The organism is Actinoplanes teichomyceticus ATCC 31121, assembly GCF_003711105.1.
Classification (GTDB): domain Bacteria; phylum Actinomycetota; class Actinomycetes; order Mycobacteriales; family Micromonosporaceae; genus Actinoplanes; species Actinoplanes teichomyceticus.
The window spans coordinates 2,960,967-2,979,932 of sequence record NZ_CP023865.1 but is presented as its reverse complement, the minus strand read 5'-3'; the positions used below and the strand labels follow the sequence as shown (position 1 = coordinate 2,979,932).

The 18,966-nt window shown below is 71.9% G+C and carries 17 protein-coding genes; 2 read left to right on the top strand and 15 right to left on the bottom strand.

Features of this window, described 5'->3' with window-relative positions:
• From ACTEI_RS13365 to ACTEI_RS13340, 6 genes are all read right to left on the bottom strand, one after another.
• Positions 1-1,107 (bottom strand): ABC transporter permease, encoded by a 1,107-nt coding sequence (locus tag ACTEI_RS13365; protein ID WP_122977955.1) that lies wholly within the window; start codon positions 1,105-1,107, stop codon positions 1-3.
• A complete protein-coding gene (locus ACTEI_RS13360; RefSeq protein ID WP_122977954.1) occupies positions 1,104-2,081 on the bottom strand; it encodes a substrate-binding domain-containing protein in 978 nt (325 codons plus the stop codon). The genes ACTEI_RS13365 and ACTEI_RS13360 overlap by 4 nt, the downstream gene beginning before the upstream one ends.
• Entirely contained in the window at positions 2,078-2,296 is a 219-nt protein-coding gene (locus ACTEI_RS13355) for a hypothetical protein (protein WP_145830874.1), read from the bottom strand. Before ACTEI_RS13355 ends, ACTEI_RS13360 begins: the two co-directional genes overlap by 4 nt.
• Before the next feature lie 526 nt (positions 2,297-2,822).
• A complete protein-coding gene (locus tag ACTEI_RS13350) occupies positions 2,823-3,425 on the bottom strand; it encodes a GNAT family N-acetyltransferase (protein WP_122977952.1) in 603 nt (200 codons plus the stop codon).
• The gene (locus tag ACTEI_RS13345; RefSeq protein WP_122977951.1) at positions 3,422-4,939 is read right to left on the bottom strand and encodes an APC family permease; all 1,518 of its coding nucleotides are present in this window, start codon (positions 4,937-4,939) and stop codon (positions 3,422-3,424) included. Before ACTEI_RS13345 ends, ACTEI_RS13350 begins: the two co-directional genes overlap by 4 nt.
• Before the next feature lie 47 nt (positions 4,940-4,986).
• On the bottom strand, positions 4,987-5,637 hold the full coding sequence (locus tag ACTEI_RS13340) for a GOLPH3/VPS74 family protein (protein ID WP_122977950.1): 651 nt from the start codon (positions 5,635-5,637) through the stop codon (positions 4,987-4,989).
• Between the two features lie 430 nt (positions 5,638-6,067).
• On the opposite strand from ACTEI_RS13340, the gene ACTEI_RS13335 reads away from it, so the two are divergent.
• Positions 6,068-6,829, top strand: coding sequence for a dioxygenase family protein (locus ACTEI_RS13335; RefSeq protein ID WP_122977949.1), 762 nt, complete (start codon positions 6,068-6,070; stop codon positions 6,827-6,829).
• A gap of 371 nt (positions 6,830-7,200) precedes the next feature.
• Here ACTEI_RS13335 and ACTEI_RS36940 read toward each other — a convergent pair whose 3' ends face one another.
• On the bottom strand, positions 7,201-7,506 hold the full coding sequence (locus ACTEI_RS36940; RefSeq protein ID WP_145830873.1) for a hypothetical protein: 306 nt from the start codon (positions 7,504-7,506) through the stop codon (positions 7,201-7,203).
• Between the two features lie 542 nt (positions 7,507-8,048).
• Here ACTEI_RS36940 and ACTEI_RS13330 point away from each other — a divergent pair.
• The gene (locus tag ACTEI_RS13330; RefSeq protein WP_122977948.1) at positions 8,049-9,050 is read left to right on the top strand and encodes a TerC family protein; all 1,002 of its coding nucleotides are present in this window, start codon (positions 8,049-8,051) and stop codon (positions 9,048-9,050) included.
• Between the two features lie 429 nt (positions 9,051-9,479).
• On the opposite strand, the gene ACTEI_RS13325 is transcribed toward ACTEI_RS13330, so the two are convergent.
• The 8 genes from ACTEI_RS13325 to ACTEI_RS13290 all read right to left on the bottom strand — a co-directional run bounded on the left by ACTEI_RS13325 (position 9,480) and on the right by ACTEI_RS13290 (position 18,896).
• Positions 9,480-9,707 carry a hypothetical protein gene (locus ACTEI_RS13325; RefSeq protein ID WP_122977947.1) on the bottom strand — a complete coding sequence of 76 codons (228 nt, stop codon included), beginning with the start codon at positions 9,705-9,707 and terminating at the stop codon, positions 9,480-9,482.
• A gap of 169 nt (positions 9,708-9,876) precedes the next feature.
• Positions 9,877-12,657 (bottom strand): AAA family ATPase, encoded by a 2,781-nt coding sequence (locus ACTEI_RS13320; protein ID WP_239082597.1) that lies wholly within the window; start codon positions 12,655-12,657, stop codon positions 9,877-9,879.
• Between the two features lie 79 nt (positions 12,658-12,736).
• Entirely contained in the window at positions 12,737-13,315 is a 579-nt protein-coding gene (locus ACTEI_RS13315; protein ID WP_122982117.1) for a hypothetical protein, read from the bottom strand.
• Positions 13,316-13,335: 20 nt separating this feature from the next.
• Positions 13,336-14,556 (bottom strand): ABC transporter permease, encoded by a 1,221-nt coding sequence (locus ACTEI_RS13310; RefSeq protein ID WP_122977946.1) that lies wholly within the window; start codon positions 14,554-14,556, stop codon positions 13,336-13,338.
• The gene (locus ACTEI_RS13305; protein ID WP_122977945.1) at positions 14,553-15,377 is read right to left on the bottom strand and encodes an ABC transporter ATP-binding protein; all 825 of its coding nucleotides are present in this window, start codon (positions 15,375-15,377) and stop codon (positions 14,553-14,555) included. The genes ACTEI_RS13310 and ACTEI_RS13305 overlap by 4 nt, the downstream gene beginning before the upstream one ends.
• The gene (locus ACTEI_RS13300) at positions 15,374-16,579 is read right to left on the bottom strand and encodes an efflux RND transporter periplasmic adaptor subunit (RefSeq protein ID WP_122977944.1); all 1,206 of its coding nucleotides are present in this window, start codon (positions 16,577-16,579) and stop codon (positions 15,374-15,376) included. Before ACTEI_RS13300 ends, ACTEI_RS13305 begins: the two co-directional genes overlap by 4 nt.
• Before the next feature lie 104 nt (positions 16,580-16,683).
• Entirely contained in the window at positions 16,684-18,174 is a 1,491-nt protein-coding gene (locus ACTEI_RS13295) for a sensor histidine kinase (protein WP_239082598.1), read from the bottom strand.
• Positions 18,171-18,896, bottom strand: a complete 726-nt coding sequence (locus ACTEI_RS13290) for a response regulator transcription factor (protein WP_122977943.1) — start codon at positions 18,894-18,896, stop codon at positions 18,171-18,173. The genes ACTEI_RS13295 and ACTEI_RS13290 overlap by 4 nt, the downstream gene beginning before the upstream one ends.
• Positions 18,897-18,966: the final 70 nt, after the last annotated feature.

The window sequence follows — 18,966 nt, the reverse complement described above, 5'->3', positions numbered from 1 at the left end:
TCAGCGCTCCCTCTCGATGGCCATCGGCACGGCGGACGACGAGGGAGGCACGAGGGTCGAGGAGTCCGGCGCCGGGGAGGCGGGCGGAGACGCGGACGCCGCGCCCGACGGGAAGGCCGGCGAGGAGGAGAGCCGTTTGACGTACGCATTGACCAGCACCGCCAGCAGCAACATCACCCCCAGGAACGCTCTGAACCAGTTCGGGTCCCACCCGGCGTACACGATGCCCAGGCTCGTCATGCCGAAGATGAACGCGCCGATGGCGACGCCGAAGGCGTTGCCGAACCCGCCGGTCAGAAGTGTCCCGCCGACCACGGCCGCGATGATGTAGAGGAACTCGTTCCCCACACCGTTCCCGGCCTGCAGCGTGTTGAAGCGGTACAGCGTATGCATCCCGACGAACCAGCCGAGGAACGACACCGTCATGAACAGTCCGATTGTGGTACGCACCACCGGCACGCCCACCGCACGGGCACTCGCCGCCGCTCCCCCAACCGCATAGATCCAGTTACCGAGCCGAGCTCGCTGCAACGTCCACGCCGCCAGCGCGACGAACAGCGCCCACCACAGCACCGTGATCCACACCGTCGCCGAGCCCACGGTGAAACTCGACGCGAAGATCTTCCGCAGCGGCCCGAACCCGTCGATCGCCGTGATGTCCCGGCTCGACACCGACCCGGTGACCAGCTTGGTCACCCCGAGATTGGCGCCCTGCAACACGAAGAACGTGCCCAACGTGACCAGGAAGCTGGGTATCCCCGTGCGCATCACCAGCCACCCGTTCAGGAAGCCGACGGCCAGGCAGAACACCAGCGACAGCACCGCGCCGACCCACAGGTCGACCCCGAAATACCAGCAGAACATCGAGTTGACGAGACCGGCGCTGGTGGTGATCACCCCCGCTGACAGGTCGAACTCGCCGCCAATCATGAGCAGCCCCACCCCGACCGCGACGATCCCGATCGTCGACGACTGGTAGAGGACGGTGAGGAACGACGCCGCCGAACGGAACGACGGCGCCACCAGCAGGAAGAACACGAAAATCACAACGGCCGCTGTCAGCGCGCCCGATTCGGGACGCGCCAGCAGCCGGATCGCACGCCTCACCGGGTGTTCTTCCCGGTGAAGGGCAGAATCTTGTCGATGTTCGACCGATCGACGAAGGAGGGGCCGGTCAGCACCGCCCGGCCCCCGCCGATGTCGTTGCCGTTCTTCAGATAGAGGTACAGGGAGGTGACCGCCATGTAGCCCTGAACATACGGCTGCTGGTCGATGGCGAACTCGACCTGACCGTCCTTGATCCGCTCGGCCATCTCCTGGTTCAGGTCGAAGGTGACCAGCTTGGCCGAAGACGACGCCTGTTGCTTGGCGTTGATCGCGTCGAGGGCGATCGGCGCGCCCAGGGTCACCACGTAGTCGATCGATGTGTCCTGGGCGAGCTTGGCCTGCAGGGTGGTCGTGACCGCGCTGTCGTCAGCACCGTTGACCTGGAGGTTCTCGGTACCGGGGACGGCGCTCTTGACCCCGGCGCAGCGCGCCTCCAGGGCTACCGAGCCGGTCTGGTGGATCACGCAGAGTGGGTGCTTGGCACCCTCCCCGGCGATCCGCTTGCCGAGACTGGCGCCGGCCACGAACTCGTCGGAACCGAAATACATCAGCGCGCCCAGCTTCTGGTACTGGTCGAGGCCCGCGTTCAGGCCGACCACCGGGATGCCGGCGGCACCGGCCGCCCTGACCGCACCGGCCAGGGCGTCCGGGGTGACCAGGGTGGTCGCGATGCCATCGACCTTGGCGTCGACCGCGCTCTGGATGAGCCCGGCCTGCTTACCGGCGTCCGGGTCGTTGGAGTATTTCAGCGTGACGCCCTCATCCTTGGCGGCCTGCTCGGCGCCGGCCCGCACCTTGTCCCAGAAAGTGTCGCCGGGCGTTTCGTGGGTGACGAAAGCGATGGTGTAACCGGAACTGCCGGCCGCGTTGCCGCCACCGGAGCCGTCCGGCTCCGACTTGTCCCGGCCGCCGTCGCTGCACCCAGCGAGCGCGAGAACACCCACCGCCCCGGCGGCGAGCAGGCCTTTCCTCATACGAAATCTCCTGTCTCCTCGGGATACCCGCGAGTGTGGGCGGCAATCGGCAGCGGAAGGTGGAACGCCGAGGGGCACATGTCGTCCTCGACCACGACGAATAGATCCGCGCCGAGCCCGGCGGCATCGGCCCAGCCGACGCGGTCCCGGCCGGCCGGGACCGGCGAGGCGTTCGGGATCAGCGAACCCGTCGGCACCGAACCGACGACCGACACCCCGACCCAACAGCCGCAGGACCACGCCACCAGCCACGCCGAACCAACAACCGACACCCCGACCCAACAGCCGCAGGACCACGCCACCAGCCACGCCGAACCAACAACCGACACCCCGACCCAACAGCCGCAGGACCACGCCACCAGCCACGCCGAACCAACAACCGACACCCCGGCCCAGCGGCCGCGGGACCGGGCCGTCAGCCACGGCCGACTCCGGCCGGCACCTGGCACGCCTCGCCCGGCGGGGCACCGGTCCGCTCGGGATACCGGGCGATGCCGGCGCGTCGCCTGGTCAGAGCCTCGTGTACAGGCATGCCGCCCTTCCGGCCATCGACCCGGGAGGCTCGGGTCCCGTGCGGTCACGGGCGCGATCGACCAAGCCGTCAGCGGCCGGTGACTGCGCAGCGACGCTGAGTGGATCTGGTCCGATGTAATTACGGGACCGCGCCCGCGTCAATACCTGCCGGGAAACGACGGAAGGGGTACCGGCTCATCGCCGGTACCCCTTCCGGGTGAAGGTTGCTCAGGAAGCGGGACGCCACATCCGGTAGAACGGGGTGCCGTCCGGCAGGTTGATCTCGAACGGGTCCATGTCCGTGTAGCCGTACCGCCGGTACAGCCGCACGTTGTTCTCGTTCGTGGCCTCCAGGTACGCCGGCAGCCCCTGCGCGTCCAGGATGTCGTGCACGTTCTTCATCAGCTTGCCGCCCAGGCCGTGGCCCTGCTCGGACGGCCGGACCGCGAGGAACTGCAGGTGCCAGTGCTGCTCGCTGGGGTGGTTCTTCTCGAACAGCTCACCCAGCGCGCCGAAGCGGTCCAGGTGGTCGCCGGCCAGCTCGGTGAGCCGGTCCATGTAGCCGGGGAACTCGGGCAGCGGGCTGACCCGGTCGTACCACACCGCGGCGGCCGCGTAGCCGCCGTCCGGGTGGTCGACGACCTCGACCTTGCCGTGGCTGAAGGCGTACTCGGTCTCCAGCGTGAAGAAGTCGGCCATGATCCGCTCGCGGTCCTCGGGGACCGGCACCAGGTACGCGTCGGCGGCCAGGTGGTCGAACGAGTTCGAGATCAGCGCGCCGATCGCGGCGAGCTCATCCGCACGGGCGGGACGGATGGTGAACTCGGTCATCGGTTGTACTCCACGTCGTTGGCTTCGTTGAGCGCGGCGGCGAACCCGCCGCCGGTGGTGGCGCTGTTGGCGCCGAGGCCGATGCCGGCGTACACCTGCGGGCGGCTCGACCGCAGGAACACGCCCCACAGGATGCCGGCGACCAGTACGACCAGGAACGCCCCGGGCACCACGACGGCCGGCTTGCTGCCCGGCTCCACGCCGAGCAGGGTGGCGATGTTGTCCAGCGCCAGGTACGACACGACGACCAGGAGCACCGCGCCGGCCACCGGGGCGACGATCCGGTGCAGCACGTCCTCACCCTGCGGGTTGCGGGCGAAGAACCCGATGACCGCGAACGCGGTGAGCGTGATCAGCAGCAGCACGCCGAGGCCGCCGCCGGTGCCGCCCCAGAAGAAGAGCTGGACCAGCGGGTCCCAGCCGGCCACCGCGTACGCCACGATCACCAGCAGGCCGACCGCGGACTGGGCCAGGGAGCCGTTCTTCGGCGCGCCGGTGCCGGGCACGGTACGGCCGAACAGGCGCGGCACCACGCCCTCACGACCGAGCGAGAACATGTACCGCGAGATGATGTTGTGGAACGAGATCATCGCGGCGATCAGCGAGGTCAGGAACAGGATGTGGCCCAGGTGCAGCGCGATGTTGCCGAGCGGGCCGGAGGCCAGGTTGAAGAAGAGCTCCGGGCCCTCCTCACCGGCCCGGGTGACCACCTCGTCGCCGGCCGCGGAGATCATCGCCCAGGACGCGAACGCGTAGATGACCGCGATCAGCGCGATCGCGATGTAGGTGGCGCGGGGCACGGTGCGGCGCGGGTCACGCGACTCCTCGCTGAACACCACCGACTGCTCGAAGCCGACGAAGCCGGTGATCGCCATGACCAGCAGCGCGCCGGAGCCGGCGCCGGTCAGGGTGGACACGTCGACCGGGGCGGACGAGGCCTGGAACCCGTCGGACAGCATCTCGGCGATGCTGAACACCACGGTCAGCGCGATCTCGGCGACCAGCAGGGTGGCCAGCACCTTGCCGTTGACCGCGACGTCGCGCACGCCCAGCACGGCGACCAGCGCCCAGGCGACCAGGGCGAACGCCCACCACGGGGCGTCCAGGCCGAACCAGTCGACGAACAGCGGCTGGGCGATGGCGCCGAAACCGCCGTAGGAGGCGACCTGGAACATGTTGTAGGCCAGCAGGGCCACCCAGGAGGCCCCGACACCGACCGGGCGGCCGAGGCCGCGCGACACGTAGGCGTAGAACGCGCCCGCGTTGGAGATGTGCCGGGCCATCGCCACGTAGCCGACCGAGAAGATCGCCAGGATCAGCGCGACCGCGACGAACGCGACGGAGATGCCGGTCAGTCCGGTGACCGCGAGACCGGTGGGCACCACGCCGGCGACCACGGTGAGCGGGGCGGCCGCGGACATCACGAAGAACACCACGGCGGCGACGCCGAGCCGGTCTCTGGCCAGGGCGTTGGAGAGCTGACTCTCCGTGGGTTGGGTTGCGGTCGAAGACACGCGAATCTCCAGATTTGATGAGGGGTGAAGGGAAGAGAAGGCTGGGGTCAGGCCCGGCGGGCCATCACGGCGTCACCCACGGCGGCTTCGGCGTGCGCGACGAGCTGCTGCAACATCGCTGGGAACAGCCGACGGAACTGCTCGAACAACCGGGCCCGGTCGCGGGCGTTGAGGGTGGCCAGCACGTGCTGGTCCAGGCCGGTGGCCAGGATGAGCCCGGCGAGCAGCAGGTCGGCGACATCCAGTTGCTCGTCACGGGAGACCTTGGTGCGGATCCGGGTGGCGGGCCAGCCGGCGGTCATCGAGTCGGCCGGCACGAACGAGGTTTTGGTGCCCAGCAGGCCGCGCTTCTCCACCCGCTTGATCAGGCCGCCGCGGGCGAGGCGGCGTTCGACCAGGTCGGTGGCGATGCCGGTGGAGAGGTAGGCGATCCAGTTGCGTACGCCGTGCTGCCCGGCCTCCCGGCGGATCTGCTCCAGCAGGGCGGTGGTGGCGGCGTCCCCGGTCGGGCGTTCGTCGATGACGATCAGCTCGGTCTCGACCAGGTCGATCCGGCGCCACAACATCAGCTCGCCGAGCAGCGCCGCGCCCAGGCCCAGCCCGAGAGTGGCCGGGGACAGCAGGGATTTGCCGCGGATCGTGTCGTGAGCCGTGAGGTACAGATCGTCCGCGGGCGGTAGCTGCGGCGGCAACGCCACTGCTGGATCTCCTTTCGAAGCCTTGGAAATGCCCGCGCAGTTCACCGAGCGTAATCAAGGTGACGTACCACGAAGCAATGACGGAGCGCTCCCCGCAGCGCGACCGCGTGTAGCCTGCCAAACCGGACGGTTTCTCGCAACGTCCGGATGCGACAAATGCCCTCTCCACAGTGGGCGAAGTTGATCACATGCCTTGCCAGGGACTTTGAGCGCCGATCAATAACGCCGGAATTCGTCCGGCCGGTAACACAGCCTTGACCACATCGACACATTGACACCCCTGGAGACAAGGCATCACCGGAGGCGGAGGGTCACAAATCAAGATCAATTATTACGGTACGTAATCTTCCTTGCGGATAGTTGAAGGATCAAGCATTTTCCCGTACGGTGGGGTCAGTTAGTTGAAGTTTCAACGGAGGTCACCGTGCGGATGCCCACCCTGTTCCTGAGCCACGGCGCCCCGCCCCTGGTGGACGACCCCACCTGGGTGGCGCAGCTGCGCGACTTGGCCGCCGCCCTCCCCCGGCCCCGGGCCATCCTGATGGCGTCGGCCCACTGGGAGTCCGCGCCGCTGATGCTCGGCGCCACCGAGACCGTGCCCCTGGTCTACGACTTCGGCGGCTTCCCCCAGCGCTACTACCAGGCGCGGTACCGGGCACCCGGCGCGCCGGTCCTGGCCGACCGGGTCGCCGCCCTGATGCCGGACGGCGAGACCGTCGCCCGCACCGACCGGGGCCTCGACCACGGGGCGTACGTCCCACTCTCGGTGATGTACCCGGACGCCGACATCCCGGTGCTGCAGATGTCGCTGCCCACCCTGGAACCCGACCGGCTCCTCGAACTCGGCGCCCGGCTCGCCCCGCTGCGCGACGAGGGCGTGCTGATCGTCGGATCCGGCTTCACCACGCACGGGCTGCCGTTCCTGCGCGACTGGCGCCCGGAGGCCGCGGCGCCCGGCTGGTCCCGCGAGTTCGACGCCTGGACCGCCGAGACCCTGGCCCGCGGCGCCGTCGACGAGCTCGCGAACTTCCGCGCCGTGGCGCCCGGCATGCCGTACGCGCACCCGACCATCGAGCACTTCGCGCCGATGTTCCTCACCCTGGGCGCCTCCGGGGCCCCGGAGCAGTCGCCCGAGCAGCCGATCGACGGCTTCTGGATGGGCCTGGCGAAGCGCTCCTTCGTCACCGCCTGACCGCCCCGGCCCCGGTACGGCCGCGAACCGAGCCGCCGGCCCTCGCCACCAAGCCACCGCTCCTGCGCCGGCGATCCGACAGGCCGGGTCACGAGCCGACGGGCCGGGCCAGCGGGCCGACACGCCGGGCCAGCGGGCCACCGGGCCGACAAGCCGCGCCACGATCCGATGGGTCCGGGCCACCGAGCCGATGGGTCCGGGCCGCCGAAACGACACGCGGCCCGCCGCCCGACAACCCCTGGGACCGCCCCATCCACCGGGCACCACATCGGGTGCGCACGACACCTGCGGGTCATCGACCGAGCGCGCCGGACCGTCCCTCTCCCCCGGTCCGGTGCGCTCCCACCCCCCTCAAGGCTGATCACGAAGCGTCACCGGGCCGACTCACCACCCCACCGGCGGATGCCACGCCGCCGCCCGGCTGGCGCTCGGCGCGGTCGTTCCAGGCCGCGAGCCAGTAACACATCGGCCACAAAGCGCCGGCTGACGCTCAGGTGGTCAACTGGAGCCTGAAACGGCAGCTGAAGCCTGAAACGGCAGATAGCGCTCACGCGGTGAAGTGATGCCTGAACCGGCAGATGGGCGCTCAGGTGGTCAAGTGAAGCCTGAAACGCCAGGTGGCGCTCGGTGCGGCGCATCGAGACCGGGAGCCGCCGGTTGCTGACCAGCGTGGTCATGGAAGACCCGGACCCCACCACCGACCGAAACACACCAGCTGACGCTCACGGCGGCCAACCCGAACCCCAAAACCCCATCACCGGCCGAAACCCACCAGCTGACGCTCACGGCGGTCAAACAGGTCGACGCGGACGAGGAGTCCCGCGGACAACGGCCGGGAGCGGGGACGGCCGAGAGCGGCGGCGCGGAAGCAGGGGCGGCCGAGAGCGGCGGCGCGGAAGCGGCGGCGCGGAAGCGGCGGCGCGGAAGCGGGTCGGGGCCGAAACGGCGGCGCCCGGAAGCGGAGCAGCCGGAAGCGGCGGCCCTCGGAAGCGGAGCAGCCGGAAGCGGAGCGCCCGGAAGCGGAGCAGCCCGGAGTCGCGGCCGCAGCCGCTCCCATCCAAGCTCCTCGCGGGCGCATAACCGCGGCGGGGACGGGCCGTTTCGTACCAGAATGGAAACCGCCGACCTCGCCGTCGCGAAGCGGACCGTGCCCCAGGATTCCAGGTTTTTTCCAGGCAGTTCGGGGCCTTTTTGCAGGAACTCTGGGGATTCTTTGAGGATGCTTGAGGTAACCGCGCTCGGCTGGACCCTGACGATCGGCGTCATCGTCGCCCTGCTCGCCCTCGACCTGACATTGGGGGTGTTGCGTCCGCACGTTGTCGGCTTCCGTGAGGCGGCCGGTTGGTCGATCTTCTACATCGCGGTTGCGATCGCCTTCGGGGTGGTCTTCGCGAGTGTCGCCGGTTGGGATTACGGCACCGAGTATTTCGCCGGCTACATCGTCGAGAAGAGCCTGTCTGTCGACAACCTGTTCGTTTTCGTCATCATCATGAGCAGCTTCGCCGTGCCGGAGCGCTACCAGCAGGAGGTGCTCACCTTCGGGATCATCATCGCGCTGGTCCTGCGAGTGATCTTCATCGTGCTCGGCGCCGCCCTGCTGAACCTGTTCTCGTTCATGTTCCTGATCTTCGGGCTGATCCTGATCTACACGGCGGTGCAGCTCTACCGGCATCGCGACGAGGATCCCAGCGTGGAGGACAACGCCCTGGTCCGAGCCGGCCGCCGGTTCCTTCCAGTGACCGAGGACTACGTCGAGGGCCGGATGACCACCCGGATCGACGGACGCCGGATGGTCACCCCGCTGTTCCTGGTGCTGCTGGCGATCGGCAGCACCGACATCCTGTTCGCGCTGGACTCCATCCCGGCGGTCTTCGGGGTGACCGAGGAGGCGTACATCGTCTTCGTCGCCAACGCCTTCGCCCTGCTCGGGCTGCGCGCCCTGTTCTTCCTGGTGAAGGGCCTGCTGGACCGGCTGGTCTACCTCTCCACCGGGTTGTCGGTGATCCTGGCGTTCATCGGTGTGAAGCTGGTGCTGCACTGGGCGCACAAGGCGGTGAGCGAGGCGGTGCCGGAGGTCGGCACGCCGGTTTCGCTCGCGGTGATCGTCGGCATTCTCGTCGTCACCACGATCGCCAGCCTGATCAAGTCGAAGCGTGACCCGTCGCTGAAGGCGCACGCCGGCAGTCTGCACGCGCATCCGGAACACCAGCGCCAGGAATGACCGTCGCGTCCGGGCCGCCCGGTCCACGGGGGCGGGTGACGGGCCGCCCGCACGGTGGGTCCGTCGCCCGCCCGCCGGGCCTCACCCGACCCGCGACCCGGAACCGGCTCCAGCGCCGGAACCGGCCCCGGGCGCAGAACCGCCTCCGCCCCGGAACCGGCCCCCGGCGCAGAACCGCCCCCGCCCCGGAACTGCCCCGGGCGCAGAACCACCCCTGCCCCGGAACCGGCCCCCGGCGCAGAACCGGACCCGCCCCGAATCAGCCCCGGCGCAGAACCGGACCCGCCCCGAACCAGCCCCGGTGCAGAACCGCCCCCGGCGCGGGAGGCGCCGGGGGCGGTGGTGGGTCAGCCTGCGCGGCCCGGGGACGGTCCGGGCCGGTCGTGGTAACCCGCCGGGCCGGCCCTACGGCCCGGGGTCGGTGGTGTCCTACAGGTGGCGGGCGGCGGCGTGGTAGCGGCGCTCGGCGTCCTGCCGGTTGAGGATGGCCTCGATCTCGCGGGTCTCCTCGGCGGTGTGCCGACCCAGGACGAGGTCGAGTTCGGTGCGCTCGGCGGCGGTGCGGAACGCGGCCAGCTCCTGGCTCAGCTGACGGTGGGCGCGGCCCTCGGCGAGACGGTGGGAGATCGCGGTACGGATGTCACGGATGAACGGCATGGGACACTCCTTGACGGATAGTGACGGAGAAAGCCTCGTCGCTTCCGGCTACAACCTTGCCCCGTTTCCGCGTCATCCCCAAATCAACCAGGTAAAACCTGGAAGACGAAAGTGACGGCCACCACCGGATAGCGGTAACCCGCGTCACTCTCCGTCGCCAAAGCCCTGGTCAGGAGGGCGAGGTGATCTCGAACACCGGGGCGCCGATCTCGGCGGTCTGCAGGCGGGACGAGAGCTGGGTGCGGGAGCGGACACCGAGCTTGCGGTACACCCGGGTCAGGGTGGCCTCGACGGTCTTCACGCTCAGGTACAGCCGGTTGGCGATCTCCCGGTTGCTGGCGCCGTCCCGCACCATCCCGGCGATGCGCAACTCGGTCGAGGTCAGGCCCTGCTCCGGGACGAAACCGCCCTCGGTGCGGGCCAGCGCCCGCTCGGTCTCCTCGGCCCACGGGCGGGCGTCCACGGACAGGAAGGTGGTCAGCGCCGCGCCGATCAGCAGGCGGGCGGCGGCGTACCGGCGGCGGCGGCGTTCGGCGCCCCCGGCCACCAGCAGCGCGTGGCCCTGCTCGACCGGCTGGCGCAACTGCTCGAACAGTCGCGCGGCCGCGGTGGACAGCTCGACCGCGGAGTCGGCGTGCCCGCTCTCGGAGTGCACGATCGCGGTGGCCCGGTCCAGGTAGCCGGCCAGCGCCGGGGTGCTGCCCAGCCGCTCGGCGGCCCGGCGGGCCCGGGCCAGGGTCTCCCACGCCTCCACGTGCTCGCCGAGCGCGGCCAGGCCGGCGGCCAGGTCGGCGTGCCAGCGCACGATCATCGGGTCCGAGCTGCCGGCCTCGGCCTCCAAGTCGCGCAGCCGGCGCAGCGCGGCCACGCCGGCCCGGGTGTCCCCGGACCGTAGCCCGGCCTGGCCCAGCGCGTGCAGGTTGCGCCGCAGGTAGAGGTTGTCGCCCTCCTGCTCGGACGCCCGGATGCCGCGCCGGGCGAACCCGGCCGCCGCGGGCAGGCTGCCGCCGGCCAGCTCGGCGACAGCGGCGGTGTACCAGGTCGGACCCGGGCTCAGGCCGGCCTCCTGAGCGGCCTGGACGGCACGGTGGGCGTAGCGCAGCGCCTCCCGGCAGCGGCCGGCCCGCGTCGCCACCTCGGAGAGGCTGCGCAGCACCTCGACCCGGGCCTCGCCGATCCGGTCGTGCTCGGCGACCGCCAGCAGCCGGAGCAGCTCGGAGCGGGCCTCGTCGAGCCGGTCGTCGATCAGCGCGAACCGGGCCGCCATGTAGTGCGGGCCGTAGTGCAGCCAGTCCGGAGCCGGGGAGGCGGGCAGGGTGAGCGCGCGGGCCAGCGAGTCGCGCCACTCCGGTTCGCCGCGCATCCGCTGGATCTGGGCGAGGCTGCTGAGCGCCATCGCCTCGCTGGTCGTGTCGCCGGCGCGGCGGGCGATGTCGGCGGTGCCGCGCGCCTCGAACGCGGCCCGGTCCGGATCGCCGGTGATCATGGCTTGCCAGGTGAGCCGGAGCCGGACCGGGGCGAGCAGCGCCGGGTCGTCGCCGGCCTCGGCGAGCGCGGCGGCGAACGTCTCGCCCATCTCGCCGAGCGCCTGCCCGGCCAGGTCGATCAGCACCACGCGGGCGCGGACCCGGTGCCCGGCGGGCGCGTCGGCGGCGATCACCGCCTCCGCGGCCCGGCCGGCCAGGGCCGGCGCTCCGCCGGTGAGCGCGGTGCGGGCGGCGGTGACCAGCCAGTCGAGGCGCTCGACGGCCAGCTGGTGCGGGCAGCGGTCGGCGGCCAGCAGGTAGAGCTCGGCGGCGGTGCGCTCGGCGCCCCGGGCGACGCACTGGCCGGCGACGGCGGCGAGCCGCCGCGCCACCGCGGCGTCCGGGCGGGCGCTGCGCAGGGCGCGGTGCCGCAACGCCTCGACCGGATCCAGTGCGGCCGCGGAGAGGGCGGCGTGGGTCCGGGTACGCTGCGGCGCCGGCGTCTCGTCGACCAGCACCTGCCCGATCAGCGGCGGGGTGAACCGGATCGCCTCCCCGACCACCTCGACGACCCCCGCCGCGGCGGCCAGCCGCAGTTCCCGGTCGGCGTCGTCGCGACCGGCCCGCAGCAGCAGGGTGACCGTCGGGTCGGTGGCCAGCGCGGCCACCAGCAGGGTGGCGTTCACCTCGGCGGACAGGCAGCTCAGCCGCTCCCGGGCCAGCTCCCGGGCGATCTCCGGCAGCGGCGCCGGCCGCCACGCGGGCCCGTCCGCCCCGGTGCTGCCCAGGGCGAGGGCCAGGAACGGGTTGCCGCCGCTGGCCCGGTGCAGCCCGCTGGCCGTACGGCAGGGCAGGCCGCGGGCCTCCAGCATGGCGGTGAGGTCGTCCGGGGCGAGCGGCGGCACGGCCAGCACGGTGACCGGTGACGGGCAGAGCCGGGCGGCCCGGGGATGGGCGGCCGGGGCCGGGCGGCGCTCGGCGGCCAGGGTCCGGACCCGGGGGCCGGGTCGGCGGCGCATCGCGAAGGCGATCAGGGCGGCCGACTCCGCGTCCAGCCACTGCACGTCGTCCAGCACGAGCAGCACCGGGCCGCTGCGGGAGCAGTGCGCCAGCAGGGCGGGCAGCGCGAGGCGCCGGGCCAGGGCCGGTACGCCGGTGCGGGGCGGCCGGCCCTGACGCAGGGCGGCGAGCGCGTTGCGGGCGGTCGGCGCTAGGGCCGCTTCCGCGTGCGGGGGGACCTGCCGGAGGAGGTCGGCGACCGCGGCGTACGCCAGGGTCCGCTCGCTGCGGGCCGGCCGCAGGCGCAGCACGAGCTCTCCGCGTGCCGTCGCCTGGTCGGCGGCGGCGTCGAGCAGCGCGGTCTTTCCGATGCCGGGCGGCCCGTGCAGGGCCACCCCGCCGCCGGCGGCGAGTCTCGCGTCGATCTCCGCGAGCAACGCGGCCCGGCCGTGCAGCGTGGGCGCGTCGCGTGGCAGGCGGCTCACCCCCTAGGTCTGAGCTGGGCTCAGCCTAGGGAGCTGGAGACGTAATCATCAATGGGTAGCTTCGTCACACCTGGACGGGTCACTTGCCCTGTGCGGTCACGGACGTGGCGGTGACCGTGCCGTCGCTGCCGGTCTCGCCCTGGACGGTCACCGCGTCGCCCGCCTTGACGTCGCTGAGCTTGCCTTTCCTGGCGGTCGACACCGTGGTGCCGCCGCCGGTCCGGACGGTGACCACGGTGCCGTCCGCCGTCTGCACGTAGATCGTCTTGCCGTTGACCAGCTTGACGGTGCCGGTGGTGCCGATGGTGCCGATGGTGCCGGTGGTGCCGGTGGTGCCGGCCGGGGCGCCGCCCGCCCCCTGGGCGCCGCCCGCGCCGGGGGCCGCGCTGGCGTTCGCGCCGCCGAAGCCGCCGAAGCTGCCGCGTCCACCGGTGCCGGGGAAGCCGGTGGTGGCGACGCTCGACGTGCCCCACTGCTTCTGCGCCTGGACCCCGCCGAGGAAACCGCCCATCAGCAGCACGCCCACCCCGAGCCCGACGGTGCCCTTGTTCCACCACCTCCGCGGCGCGACCGCGGCGAGCTCTCGGGCCAGCCCGTCGCCGGCCGGGTCGGCGGGTTCGCGCGACACGGTCGGCAGGACGGCGGTCTCGTCGTTCATCCGGTTCACAGCTTCGGTCCTCACTCGTAGCGCAGCGCGTCGATGGGACGCAGCCGGGCGGCGCGGGCGGCGGGCAGACCGCCGAAGAACAGCCCGATCGCGACGGACACACCGACGGCGAGCCCGATCGAACTGGGCACGATCACCGGTTTCACGCCGACGATCTCGAATCGGCTGCCGATCAGCGCGGCGGCCACCCCGAGGGCGCCGCCGAGCACGCTCAGCAGCGTCGCCTCGATCAGGAACTGGGTCAGGATCACCCGGCGGGGCGCGCCGAGGGCCTTGCGGATGCCGATCTCCCGGGTCCGCTCGGTGACCGTGACCAGCATGATGTTGGTGATGCCGATGCCGCCGACCAGCAGGCTGATCGCGGCCACCGTCCCGAGCAGGGCGGTGAACGTGTCGGCGGTCTCGGTCTGCGTCTGAAGCAGCGACGACGCGTTCTGGATCCGGTACGGCGTGCTGGTGGTGCCGGTACGCGAGCCGCCGCCGGAGGTCACGCCGAGCTTCTGGTTCAGGATCGTGGACACCTCGCTCTGCACCGCGTCCACCCGGTCCGGGTCCTTGGCCTCCACGATGATCGACGTCAGCGCGCCGTAGCCGGCCAGCACCTGCTGTACGGCGGTGAGTGGGGCGACCGCGGTGTCGTTGGAGTCCTGGAAGCCGGTGGAGCTCTTCTCCTTGAGCACGCCGACCACGGTGAACAGCGCGCCGCTCACGGTGACCTGCCTGTCGATCGGGTCGACGCCGCCGAACAGCTCCTCGGCCACGGTCTGCCCGATCACGACCACCCGGCGGCCCTGGGCGACATCGTCGGCGGTGAACGCCGAGCCCCGCTCGACCGGGGTGCTGGAGGCGCCGAACCAGTCCGGGGTGGTGCCGACGAAGGTGCTCACCGCGTGGTCGGCGCCCTCGTGGGTCATGGCCGCCGACGACGCGCTCACCACCGGCGACACCGACCTGATGTCCGGGGCCAGCTCCGGGTCGAGCAGCGCGTCGGCCATCGCCGTGGTCAGCGCGGTGCTGCTGGAGCCGCCGCGACCGGTGCTCATCACGGTGATGGTGTTGGTGCCCAGCGCCTCGATCCGGTCGCTGATCGCCTTGGCCGAGCCGTTGCCGACCGCCACCAGCAGGATCACCGCGGCGACCCCGATCAGGATGCCCAGCATGGTCAGCGCCGAGCGCAGCTTGTTGGCCGAGAGCCCGCGCAGCGAGAACCGGACCACCTCGAAGAGGTTCATGCGCTGTGCCGCCCGCCGGAGGACCGGACGGCGGCCCGCGCGGCGACCCCGTGCCCGGCGGCGAGGTGACCGGCCGCCACCGCCCGGACCCGGGCGTGCGCGGCGGTCGCGCCGATCGGTGGCCGGTCGATCGGCGACTGCCGGGCGTCGGTGACGATCGCGCCGTCGACCAGGCGGATCAGCCGTTTGGCCCGGGCGCCCACCTCGTCCTCGTGCGTGATGATCACGATGGTCCGGCCGGCCGTGCTCAGGTCGTCGAAGACCTGCAGCACGTCGTCGGTGGAGCGGCTGTCGAGGTTGCCGGTGGGCTCGTCGGCGAGCAGCAGGGCCGGCTCGGTGACCAGCGCCCGGGCCACCGCGACACGCTGCTGCTGGCCGCCGGAGAGCTGGTTGGGCTCGTGGTCGGCGCGGTCCGCGAGGCCGACGACGTCCAGGGCCGCCATCGCGCGGCGGCGGCGTTCCCGGGGCCCCACCCCGGCGTACGCCAGGGGCAGCTCCACGTTGGCCACCGCGCTGGTCCGCGGGATGAGGTTGAACGCCTGGAAGATGAAGCCGATCAGCCGGTTCCGGGCCAGCGCCAGCTGGCCGTCGGAGAGGCCGCCGACGTCCACGCCGTCCAGCAGGTACCTGCCGTGCGTGGGCACGTCGAGGGCGCCCAGGATGTTCATCAGGGTCGACTTGCCGGAGCCGGACGACCCCATGATCGCCACGTAGTCGCCGCGGTGCACGGTCATCGAGACGCCGCGCAGCGCGTGCACGGTGGCCTCCCCGGTGCCGTAGATCTTCTTCAGGTCGCGGACCTCCAGGACCGGCCGGGTCATCGTCCGCCCCCGCCCGGCGCGCCGCCGCCGAAGTTGCCGCCGCCGCCGAAGTTGCCGCCGAAGCCACCGCCCGGCTGGGTGCCGGAGCCGCTGGTGGTCGAGGTGGTCTTAACCACCACCTGCTCCCCCGCGGCGAGCCCGGAGGTGATCTCGGTCGCCGAGTCGCCCTGCAGGCCGATCCGCACCGGGCGGGTCTCCTGCGTGCCGTTGCTGACCACGGTGACGGTGTGCCGGTCACCGGCCGTGGTGATCGCCGCGGCGTTCACCATGACCACGTTCTGCTTGGAGCCGGTGGTGACCGCCACCGACACGGTCTGTCCCACCTTCACCCCGGCCGGCACCCGGTCCAGGGTCAGCGTGACGCCGTAGGTGACCACGTTGTTCGAGGTGGAGCCGGACGGGTCGATCGCAGTGACCGTGGCGCTCTGCGTGGTGCCGCTGAGCGCGTTCCAGGTGACCGTGGCGACCTGCTTCTCCTTCAGCTTGGTCGCGTCCGCCTCGGCGAAGCCGGCGCTGACCTGCATCCTGGTGAGATCGGCGAGCTCGATGAAACCGCTGGCGGCCGAGGACGACGACGAGGAGGAGCCGGCGCCGCCGCTGCCCGGCGAGCCACCGCCGCCGGAGGACGAGCCGGATGAACCGGACGAGCCGGCGCCGGACGCCGAGCTGCCGATCGTGCCGCTGATCGCGGTCACCGTGCCGGCCATCGGCGCCCTGAGCACGGTGCCGTCCACCGCGGCCCGCGCGTCGTCGACCGCCAGCTCGGCCTCCTCCACCATGTTCTGCGCGTCGGAGGTGTCCGAGCCGGCGTCCTGGGCGCGGTCCAGGGCGTCGTTGGCGGCGTCCAGGTCGGCCTCGGCGGCGGCCAGGTCGCGCTGCGCCGCCGCGGGGTCCACCGTGGCCAGCACCTGGCCCTTCTTCACCTTGTCGCCGACCTTGACGCTGATCGCGGTGACCGTGCCGCCGGTCTGGAAACTGGCGCTGGCGGTGCTGGCGCTCTCCACGGCGCCGTCCGCGGTCACGGTCTTGGTGACCGTGCCCTGCTGGACGGTGACCGTGCGCTGGGCGGCCGTGGCGGGCGTGCCCGCGTCGCCGGCGCCGGCGAACATCTCGTACACCGTGCCGGCGCCGGCCACCAGCACGACGCCGATGACGGTGTTGACCACCAGGGACGGGTGGCGGCTCAGAACCCGAATCTTCATCTAGTGTTCCGCCGCGGCAGGAGCAGAGCGTGCCTTCATGCCGCCCACTCTCGGGGCACGGCCTGGGAGGAGATTCGGCGCCACCTGGGAGCCAGCTCAGAATCTCACGGGGAGTCACCGACGGACGGGAACAGCACCCGGAAGGTGGCCCCGCCACCGGCGGTCTCGTGCAGTTCCACCCAGCCGCCGTGCCCGTGCACGATGGCCGCCACGATCGCCAGCCCCAGCCCGGATCCCCCGCCGCGCGCCCGGGTACGGCTGGAATCCGCCCGGTACAGCCGCTCGAAGATGCGCGGCGCGTGCGCCGGCGGGACGCCCGGGCCGTCGTCCGCGACCTCCAGCACCGCCACCGGCATTCCGTCACTGACCGTGACCGCTCCGGAGCGGGTCGCGGCGTCCCCGGCCCCCGCCACCGCCCGCCCGACCCGCACCGTGACCCGGGTGCCGGCCGGCGTGTGGTTCAGCGCGTTCGCGACCAGGTTGATGGCCACCTGGCGCAGGCCGTGGTCGTCACCGAGGACGGTGGCCGGCTCGAAGGTGTCCTCGTCGTCGCTGAGTCCGCAGAGCAGCACCGTACGGCCCGGGGCGCGGGCGTGCGCGTCCCGGATGGTGTCCGCGGCGATCTCCAGCAGGTCGACCGGCCGCAGGTCCAGGGTGCGCTGCCGGTCCAGCCGGGCGAGCATGAGCAGGTCCTCGACCAGCACGCCCATCCGGGCGGCCTCGGCCTCGATCCGGCTCATCGTCTCGTCCAGCACCGGGCCGGCCGGGGCGCCGCCGCGCCGGTACAGCTCGGCGAACCCGCGGATCGAGGTGAGCGGGGTGCGCAGCTCGTGCGAGGCGTCCGCGACGAACTGGCGCAGCCGCTGCTCGGAGGCGGTCCGGGCGCCGACCTCGGCCTCGATCCGGGTGAGCATCGAGTTGAGCGCCAGCCCGAGCCGGCCGGGTTCGGTGTGCGGGTCGGCGCCGGGCACCCGCGGGGAGAGGTCGCCGCCGGAGATCTCCGCGGCCGCCGCCTCCATCTCGGTGAGCGGGCGCAGACCCAGCCGGACCACGTACGCCGCGCCCAGCCCGAGCAGGGCCAGGATGAGCAGCATCACCCCGCCGTCGATGAGCATCAGCTGGTCGGCGGTCTGCTGCACCTCGACCAGCGAGGTGCCGAACAGGGCGTATCCGCCGGTGGCGCCGACCGGCAGCGCGACCACCCGCCAGTCGGTGCCGTCCGGGCTGGACACGGTGTACGGCTTGCGGTCCGCCGCCCGCGAGGCCAGCCGGCTGAACGACGGGACGGGCGGCCGGCTCGCGTCGGCCGGGTAGCTGCGCTCGGTGTCCAGCCTGCCGTCCGGGCCGTAGAGGTACACCACCTGTTCCGGGCCGACCCGGAAGAGCCGGGTACGCGGCGGGAGGTTGTCGTTCGGCTGCTGGTCGGCGAACTCCAGCGGGCGGACCATGCCGGTCAGCTGCTGGTCGATCCGGCCCTGCAGGTAGGAGCGGATCAGCAGGACGCCGGCCAGGTTCGCGGCGATCAGCGCGACCGCGGCGAGCGCGCCGACCACCAGGACCAGACGGGACCGTAGTGTCCAGTGGCGCGGGATCACTCGTCTCCGCCGCGGGGCAGGCGCAGGGCGTACCCCACCCCCCGGACGGTGTGGATCAGCGGCGGGTCGGTCCGGTCGATCTTGCGGCGCAGGTAGTAGACGTAGGACTCGACGATGCGGCCGTCGCCACCGAAGTCGTACTTCCACACCCGGTCCAGGATCTGTGCCTTGCTGACCACCCGGCCGGCATTGATCATCAGGTAGCGCAGCAGGTTGAACTCGGTCGGCGACAGCTCGATCGGGCGGCCCGCCCGGCGTACCTCGTGGGCGTCGGGGTCGAGCTCCAGGTCGGCGTACCGGAGCACCGCGGTGTCCGGTCCCGGGTCCTCCGGCTGGCTGCGCCGCAGGATGGCGCGGATCCGTAGCACGACCTCCTCCAGACTGAACGGCTTGGTGACGTAGTCGTCGGCGCCGGTCGAGAGCCCGAGGATGCGGTCCTCGACCGCGTCACGCGCGGTGAGGAACAGCACCGGGGTCCGGGATCCCGCGGCGCGCAGCCGCCGGGCCACCTCGAACCCGTCCACGTCCGGCAGCATCACGTCGAGCACGATCAGGTCGGGCTCGAACTCGCTGGCCGCCACCAGCGCCGCGTGCCCGGTCCCGGCCACCCGCACATCGAAGGCGACCAGCCGCAACGTGGCGCTGAGCAGCGCGGAGATGTTGGGCTCGTCATCGACGACGAGGACACGGGTGTGCCGCGCCGGGGCGTCGCCGGCGGTCATGGGGTAGCGGGTTCCGGAAAGCACCGCACAGAACTATCAACGGTTTCTTTGATTCAGCTATGAGCCGGGC

Excerpts from the sequence above, each read along its gene's own strand:
- ACTEI_RS13315 (WP_122982117.1), bottom strand. The coding sequence starts at position 13,315 with ATGAACGACGAGACCGCCGTCCTGCCGACCGTGTCGCGCGAACCCGCC.
- ACTEI_RS13290 (WP_122977943.1), bottom strand. The coding sequence starts at position 18,896 with ATGACCGCCGGCGACGCCCCGGCGCGGCACACCCGTGTCCTCGTCGTC.
- ACTEI_RS13330 (WP_122977948.1), top strand. The coding sequence starts at position 8,049 with ATGCTTGAGGTAACCGCGCTCGGCTGGACCCTGACGATCGGCGTCATC.
- ACTEI_RS13300 (WP_122977944.1), bottom strand. The coding sequence starts at position 16,579 with ATGAAGATTCGGGTTCTGAGCCGCCACCCGTCCCTGGTGGTCAACACC.
- ACTEI_RS36940 (WP_145830873.1), bottom strand. The coding sequence starts at position 7,506 with ATGACCACGCTGGTCAGCAACCGGCGGCTCCCGGTCTCGATGCGCCGC.
- ACTEI_RS13305 (WP_122977945.1), bottom strand. The coding sequence starts at position 15,377 with ATGACCCGGCCGGTCCTGGAGGTCCGCGACCTGAAGAAGATCTACGGC.
- ACTEI_RS13310 (WP_122977946.1), bottom strand. The coding sequence starts at position 14,556 with ATGAACCTCTTCGAGGTGGTCCGGTTCTCGCTGCGCGGGCTCTCGGCC.
- ACTEI_RS13350 (WP_122977952.1), bottom strand. The coding sequence starts at position 3,425 with ATGACCGAGTTCACCATCCGTCCCGCCCGTGCGGATGAGCTCGCCGCG.
- ACTEI_RS13335 (WP_122977949.1), top strand. The coding sequence starts at position 6,068 with ATGCCCACCCTGTTCCTGAGCCACGGCGCCCCGCCCCTGGTGGACGAC.
- ACTEI_RS13360 (WP_122977954.1), bottom strand. The coding sequence starts at position 2,081 with ATGAGGAAAGGCCTGCTCGCCGCCGGGGCGGTGGGTGTTCTCGCGCTC.
- ACTEI_RS13325 (WP_122977947.1), bottom strand. The coding sequence starts at position 9,707 with ATGCCGTTCATCCGTGACATCCGTACCGCGATCTCCCACCGTCTCGCC.